Annotated in this window: 2 pseudogenes; both read left to right on the forward strand. The window is 37.7% G+C overall.

Annotation, left to right across the window (positions count from 1 at the left end):
• A pseudogene (locus ACFIK8_RS13230) lies at positions 1-198 on the forward strand (hypothetical protein); the annotation flags it as partial.
• Between the two features lie 121 nt (positions 199-319).
• Positions 320-504 (forward strand): annotated as a pseudogene (locus ACFIK8_RS13235) (SMI1/KNR4 family protein); the annotation flags it as partial.

Consider the following 504-nt stretch of genomic DNA (forward strand, 5'->3'; position numbering starts at 1 on the left):
CGAAGTCCTGTTGCACAAGAGAGCCAAGGGATTAAAGCAGCTGATGGGGTTGGCTCTGTTTTCCGCCCCACGGTGGGAAAAGCCGGCAATGGCGTGCCGCTAATTGATATTGTTCGCCCCAATGGACAAGGTCTCTCTCATAACAAATATGACAATATTATACAAATAACTTCTATGAATTCCTCTGTAAAAGAATTATAGCTAATTTGGAATGACGCTTTTGTTGGGCGGTTTCCTTTTGAAATACACTGTTAAAGCCGTCATCCTTTTTTGTTTTCAAAAATGCAAGAATTGTTAATCACTTTTAGGGGGATCATCTATGAAAACCTATACCTTAGCTGATGTTGCAGTATTAATTGATAAAGTGAATAAATATGATGATGAGATTATCAATTTTGGTAGTGAAGATGATGAAGAGAATGAAACGGATGATCTACAGATTGAAAAGGCGGAGAAAACTCTCGGCGTACAATTCACATCCTCTTACAAAGTTTTTTTAAAAAA

Source organism: Bartonella sp. MR168JLCBS, from assembly GCF_042194175.1.